Origin of the sequence: Anaerobacterium chartisolvens (genome assembly GCF_003337415.1) — a bacterium.
In the GTDB taxonomy this organism is placed as follows: Bacteria; Bacillota; Clostridia; order Acetivibrionales; family DSM-27016; genus Anaerobacterium; species Anaerobacterium chartisolvens.
On record NZ_QPJT01000008.1, the window covers coordinates 172413 to 179263 of the forward strand.

Annotated in this window: 6 protein-coding genes; 1 reads left to right on the forward strand and 5 read right to left on the reverse strand. The window is 43.2% G+C overall.

What is annotated here, in order from left to right; all coding sequences use genetic code 11:
* The 3 genes from DFR58_RS08975 to DFR58_RS08985 form a co-directional block, all read right to left on the reverse strand.
* Nucleotides 1–1134: a trans-sulfuration enzyme family protein gene (locus tag DFR58_RS08975; protein ID WP_242987488.1), complete on the reverse strand. Its 1134-nt coding sequence runs from the start codon at nucleotides 1132–1134 to the stop codon at nucleotides 1–3.
* Nucleotides 1135–1387: 253 nt separating this feature from the next.
* A complete protein-coding gene (locus DFR58_RS08980) occupies nucleotides 1388–2677 on the reverse strand; it encodes a homocysteine synthase (protein ID WP_114297493.1) in 1290 nt (429 codons plus the stop codon).
* Between the two features lie 27 nt (nucleotides 2678–2704).
* Nucleotides 2705–3154: an RrF2 family transcriptional regulator gene (locus tag DFR58_RS08985; RefSeq protein WP_114297494.1), complete on the reverse strand. Its 450-nt coding sequence runs from the start codon at nucleotides 3152–3154 to the stop codon at nucleotides 2705–2707.
* A 700-nt stretch (nucleotides 3155–3854) separates the two neighbouring features.
* Here DFR58_RS08985 and DFR58_RS08990 point away from each other — a divergent pair.
* Complete coding sequence (locus DFR58_RS08990; protein WP_114297495.1) at nucleotides 3855–4952, forward strand: CehA/McbA family metallohydrolase; 1098 nt, start codon at nucleotides 3855–3857, stop codon at nucleotides 4950–4952.
* Between the two features lie 449 nt (nucleotides 4953–5401).
* Here DFR58_RS08990 and DFR58_RS08995 read toward each other — a convergent pair whose 3' ends face one another.
* Nucleotides 5402–5914, reverse strand: coding sequence for a DUF5991 domain-containing protein (locus DFR58_RS08995; RefSeq protein WP_114297496.1), 513 nt, complete (start codon nucleotides 5912–5914; stop codon nucleotides 5402–5404).
* 18 nt (nucleotides 5915–5932) lie between these two features.
* The gene (locus DFR58_RS22155) at nucleotides 5933–6766 is read right to left on the reverse strand and encodes a transglycosylase SLT domain-containing protein (RefSeq protein WP_207659192.1); all 834 of its coding nucleotides are present in this window, start codon (nucleotides 6764–6766) and stop codon (nucleotides 5933–5935) included.
* Between the last annotated feature and the right edge of the window lie 85 nt (nucleotides 6767–6851).

The window sequence follows — 6851 nt, forward strand, 5'->3', positions numbered from 1 at the left end:
TCATCCTAATGCCTGTTCTAAATCGTTAATTATATCCTCTGCAGCTTCAATTCCCACCGACAGCCTCAAAAGCCTGTCATTTACGCCAAGCCTTTCCCTCATATTGTCAGGTATAGCAGAATGAGTCTGGACTATCGGGTATGTAATCAGGCTCTCCACACCTCCCAAGCTCTCTGCAAAAATGATTGTCTTGACACTTCCCAGCACCCTTTCAACCAGAGAGGCTTCCCTCACTGTAAAGGACACCATTGCCCCAAAGCCGGAGGCTTGACGCTTTGAAAGCTCATAGCCTTCATGCTCGGGAAGGCCCGCATAATACACCCTGTCAACCAGCCGGTGTCCGCAAAGCCACCTCGCAACCTTAAAAGCATTTTCCTGCTGCTTTTCAAGCCTGACACTCAAGGTTTTTATTCCCCTTAACATAAGCCAGCAGTCAAAAGGGGCAAGCACAGCTCCTTCCGACTTCTGTACAAGCTTAAGGCTGTCTGAAAGCCCCGCATCCTTCACTGCTATAAGTCCGGCAAGCGTGTCGTTATGCCCTCCGAGATATTTTGTCCCGCTGTGTACAACTATGTCGGCACCTAAGTCTAAAGGTCTCTGAAAATACGGGGTAAGAAAGGTGTTATCAACAATCAGCAGAGCTCTCAGGGCTTTGGCAAGCTCAGACAGTGCCGCTATATCCGACACCTTCATCATGGGATTTGAAGGAGTTTCGATAAACATCGCCGCGGTATTGCTCCTTATGCTTGCCTTAACAGCCTCAATATCGCTTGTATCAACATACGAAAACTCCATTCCATATTTTCTGTACACCTCTTCAAAAAGGCGGTAGGTTCCTCCGTAAAGGTCGTCCGAGACAATAATGTGGTCTCCCGGAGCAAATAGGGAAAGTATTGTTGAAACGGCTGCCATGCCGCTTGAAAAAGCAAATCCCCATTCACCGTTCTCCAATATAGCTATTGTATTCTCAAGCTCCTCCCGTGTCGGGTTCTGAAGCCGGGAATAGTCATAGCCTGTAGTTTGCTTAAGCCCGGGGTGCCTGAAGGTCGCGCTCTGGTATATGGGAAAGCTGACAGCCCCGGTGTTGGAATCATAGCCCTTACACCCATGAACCACTTTTGTACGAATATCCAATATATATCACATCCTTATAAAGCAAATCCATAACGTCCTTAAGCTGCTATATACTTAGCGATAAAGATTTTACATAGAGGATATAGTTTGACGGAAGAAATTTTTTTGACCCGTAAGGAATACATCTAAGAAAAGCGCCTGATGACATACCCGTGAGACATTTCCCCGCAAGGCGTCTTTTCGTTGTAGTTAAAAATTTCTGTAGGCAATTATATCCTCTATATTTGCAAAATCTTTATTGCCTCCTATACACTTAGCCCTCCGACTTTTTCAACGCCTGATCCAAATCATAAATAAGATCCTCAACATCCTCAATTCCGATGGACAGCCTTATCATGTCAGGCGTTACACCGGCTGCCTTATGCTCCTCCTCCGAAAGCTGGGAATGCGTTGTGCTTGCTGGGTGTATAACCAGAGACTTTGCATCAGCCACATTCGCAAGCAGAGAGAATATCTCAAGGCTGTCTATAAACTTCTTTCCGGCCTCAATTCCTCCCTTAATGCCAAATGTAAATATTGACCCGGCACCCTTGGGAAGATATTTATTAGCCAGTTCATAATATTTATTCCCCTCAACACTGGGGTAGTTGACCCATGCCACATTTGGATGGCCTAAAAGAAATTCAACCACCTTTTTGGAATTGGACACATGTCTCTCAACCCTGAGCGACAGAGTTTCCAGCCCCTGCAAAAGAAGAAAGGCATTGAACGGGCTTAAAGCGGCTCCCATGTCTCTTAGGATTTGTACCCGAGCCTTGGTTATATACGCTGCGGCCCCAACATCCCGTGCATAGCTTATGCCGTGGTAGCTGGAATCAGGTTCTGTAAGTCCGGGAAATTTCCCTCCGGCAGCCCAGTCAAAATTCCCGGCATCTACTATAACTCCTCCTATGGAATTGCCGTGGCCCCCTATAAACTTTGTGGCGGAATGCACCACAATATCGGCGCCAAACTCTATCGGCCTTATGAGGTACGGGGTTCCGAAGGTATTGTCTATAATGAGTGGTATGTTATTTTTATGGGCAATGGCGGAAACAGCCTCAATATCTATAATGTTAATCCCCGGATTCCCTATAGACTCTATGTATAAAGCCTTTGTCCTCTCGTTTATCGCTTTTCTGAAATTTTCAGGATCATCGGGATCGACAAACGCGGTGTTTATTCCAAGCCTTGGCAGGGTTGTGGAAAAAAGGTTATAGGTTCCCCCGTATAACGTGCTGGCCGAAACAATTTCATCTCCCGTTCCAGCTATATTCAATATAGAATAGGTAATAGCGGCGGAGCCGGATGCAACAGCCAGAGCACCCACGCCTCCTTCAAGGGCGGCAACCCTCTGCTCAAAAACGTCGCTTGTAGGATTCATAATCCTCGTATAAATATTTCCGGCTTCCTTCAGCGCAAATAAATTTGCGGCATGCTCAACATTATTAAACACGTATGAGGTAGTCTGGTATATGGGAACCGCTCTGGAGCCCGTAGCAGGATCGGGCTTTTGTCCCCCGTGAACCTGCAATGTATCAAATGCTAATTTTCTCTCACTCATTTTAGCCTCTCCTTTCAAAATAAAGCTTTAAATATAAAACATAAGAGCACTATCACCGCTTAACCTTTTATGCTCGTTTACCAGATCCTCCAGCGTCATAGAATCGACAACGCTGTTGATGCTTTCATTAATTTTGTCCCACACGTTGACCTTTATGCAATACTGTACACTTCGCGCGGACTGTTCGGAATTTTCAACCTCCTCATCCGCAATCAGCAGCTCTCCCTCAAGCGCTCTTAAAACCGTCCCCACCTTTATGGCAGAAGGGTCTGAAGCTAATATATAGCCCCCCTGAGCCCCCTTAACACTCCTTACAAGCCCCGCCTTTCTGAGTGTTGAAAAAACCTGCTCAAGATAATTTTCAGATATGCCCTGCCTTTCGGCAATGCTGTAAAGAGCCACATGATCTCCTCCGGAATTAACCGCAAGATCGACCATTGCCCTTAATCCATACCTGCCTTTGGTAGAAAGCTTCAATATCAACACCCCCTATTCCAAGTAAACCAATAAGATTAGTATAATGATACAGCCAGTTGCACACATTTGTCAAGTAAATTCAAAAATAGTGGGTGCATAAATTATATCTGACACAGCATTTCGGAAAATCTCCATAGGGATTACAATTGAGGCACCTTTTTCATATAACAGCATAATTATCTAAAAAAAATGGTTAAAAAGACCCAATATATTAAGGCGTTTTATTCCAAATCCAGATTTTTAATAAGCTCCCTATCTATCTTCCCCTCACTTCGAGGGGAAGGAAAAGAAGGTCTATGTAGGTTTTGCTGGTCTTCTAAGTAGCAATTATGTCTTCAACATTTCTCCATAAAGCACTTTCAAATTTTGCTCTTAAAGCAGCAATTACCCTCCCAACTGTTTATTTCAGATTTTATCCCACAACTCCTGTTCTCCACTTGTAGGATGTCTCCTCATTTTCTTCTCCAGTGCCCTTCTTTTTCTTCCCCTCAATGTGAGGGGAAGATAGAAGGGGAGTTAAAATTTGCATTTTCGTCACTTAAATTAAATACACCCAAAAATAGTATGCCTAAAAAATGCAATACCATTCACTACATACGTATGGATTCAATACATATAATGTAAAATTTACCCTTTCTTAATTCTCTCTTATAAAAGCTTATATAAAATTCAATAGACATTAAATTATAAGGAGGTCTTTATGACTAAAAACAAAAATTTTGCTTCAGGGAGGCTGCTGTGGATCAGTGTTATCCTTGCTGTTTTGATGCTGTGCTGCATACCGGCACTTTCTTCTGCATCCTCTTCCATAGGAGGCTACAATGTATATTACGGTATACTTCATAACCATTCAAACGTTTCCGACGGAAAAGGCACCCCCGCACAGGCATACGCGTATGCCAGAGATACCGCAGGGCTGGACTTCTTCAGTCTGGCCGATCACGCAGAGCAAATAAGCTCATCGGAGTGGACAAATATAAAAAACACCGCCAACAGCTATAACGCGGACGGAAAATTTGTAACCTTCTGGGGCTTTGAGTGGTCTTCCCCGATATACGGACATGTTTCGGTATTCAATACGCAGGATTACTGCATGTACAACCCCTTAAATCTGAACACAAACACCTTCAGAAGGCTTTGCAACTGGCTCAACTCAAGGGACTGCATAGCCTTTATGAACCATCCGGGCAGGGAAGACACCTTCGGGCAGGAATTTTACAACTTTGAAAGAGGGCCATACAGCGATAAAGTTGTAGGAATGGAGCTGTGGAATAAAAACAACGGGTTTGACGAATATTACTATAACGACGGCTATAAATCAAATGACGGAAATAAGGGATACTATGACGAGGCTCTCACCCTTGGCTGGAAAATAGGAGCGGCAGGCTCCGACGATAACCATGATGCAACCTGGGGCACCAGAAACGACTACAGGCTTGCTGTTTTAGCAGCAGAAAAGACAAGGGCCTCAATATATGAGGCGCTGAAATCAAGGAGATTCTTTTCAACCCTGGACAAAAACATATCTCTTTCCTTTAAAATAGGAGGCAATGAAATGGGTTCGGTAATACCCGAAGGCACATATGTGCTTGAAATAAGTGCCTCAGATGCCGATTCCGAGATTTTTACACAAATCCAGCTTATAAAAAACGGAGCGGTCGCAGAGATCTGGAACCCAGGCGATACCTCCCCCGTAATATCATCCGATATTACGACAGGTCCTGAGGAATATTACTATGTTAAGGTTACACAGGCAGACGGAGACGAAGCAATATCCTCACCGATATTTGTGGAATAATTGTATTGCGGCAGAAAACAAGGGCAGACACATAAGGTCTGCCCCTACATTAAACGGCTCAAGGCGGGTGCACCTTTGGGCGCACCCGCCGGTTCACAGCGGTCGGCAATGCCGACCGCTTAGGTGTTTTTGCAATCGATAACGGATTTCTTTTAGGTGGCTGTAAATTGAGCAGGATACACCTTTGAGGTAGCTGTGATTGCTGTAAAACAGCCAAACTATAAGCCTTTCAAGGTGTCCGTCAATGTGATTTGCCCTACTGTGTTTGGGAACGGGGCACTTTTCGTATCATTATCGCCCCTACTCCTACAATAATTGTACATTTATTGCCCCGTCCCCAAACCTTTCCCAATTACTTCCCGGCAACCATGTTTTGTGGCAACCGGGTTTTTTTCAAATCATATTTCACGCATCTTTAATACTATGAACGATTTTATAATCAACTAACCTTAAGACTCAAGTTCAAAGTAAATCTCACCTGATTTAGTATTTTGCTCAAGAATTGGCTGGATTTTTCCCCAAAAAGTATACAGCTTTGAGTTCTTTTTTTCAAAGCTCAAAAGAACATCTCCTTCCATGAACTGTTCAGATATGTTATCAGGCAAATACTTGTAGAATGCTAATTTAATAGCTTCCTCATCTCCTAATACTTTTGCTTTAAGCCTTATAATTGTCTGAAATCCGTCAATATTTATATCCGCATAGTACTCTCCATTCTCTTCGTAAACCGAAAATCTATAAAACATATTTTGATTTGGAGGAGCAAATTCAGAGAATACATAGTTTCCAGCCCATGATTTTAATAACAAATTATCTTGCTGCTTACTGGCATTGTTAGAGTTATTTGAAATCTTATCTTCAGCAGAATTTTCAGGAACAACCGTTCTTGAGCATCCTATCATTAACATACTAATAGTTATCGTAATAGCCATAATTATCGATAATTTTTTTAAAATATACATTTCGTCACCACCTATTATTTAATTTATTTTTTTATATGTATTTCTTTTATCTACAACTTTCTGTGCTGCCTCCTCTTTAGTGATAATACCATCACCATTTTTATCAAGGCCTGCATTCTGCTTATATACTATGCCATAGCTTAAACCCTTTGCAAGTTCTTCTTTAGAGTCTTTTATGCCTAGTACAAAGTCATTACTTTTCCCCACTGCTATTGGCATAAATACCGCCATATATGCATCCTGCACAGTATTCAATTTTCCTGTATAAGGCTCCAAGTATTGATATACATAGTCTAATTGTTCTACATCTGACATTTTAGCTAAAGCCTCTGTCGTTGTTTCTAAACTTCGAGCTGTAGAAGGCATAAATTGTATTAACCCCGTCGCTCCAGAGTCCTTATTAACTGCTGCTGGATTTATACCTCCTGATTCAAAAGCCATAACCGCCATTAAATCATCAGGATTCATTTTTAATTTTGCACATATCTCAAGTACTTTTGCCTTAAACTCCGGTGTAACATGAGTGCCAGTCCATTCATAAGCAAATCCGTCGTTAGTTTTACCCGTCCCCTGACCAGTCCACCCTGATGGAGGCGGCCCGTAGTATCCCCAGGGTGGAAGATTACCCGTCCCCTGATCAACTCCATTTATCGTATCTAGACTAGGCGAACTCGCCCCCTGACCAGTCCACCCTGATGGAGGCGGCCCGTAGTATCCCCAGGGTGGGAGATTACCCGTCACCTCAATTAGGCTTTTGGCTGTTTTAGCGCCCTCCGTAAACCACCCCAGCACTACCTGCTTTACTGAGGAAAGCAAATAATCCCCCACAGGGCTAGCCTCGCTTTCATTCATCTCAAGCGACACATTACGATAAAACTGCTGCATAGCGCTCCCGCTGGCACACATTCTTGTATTGTCAGATGAATTGAGCCATGCA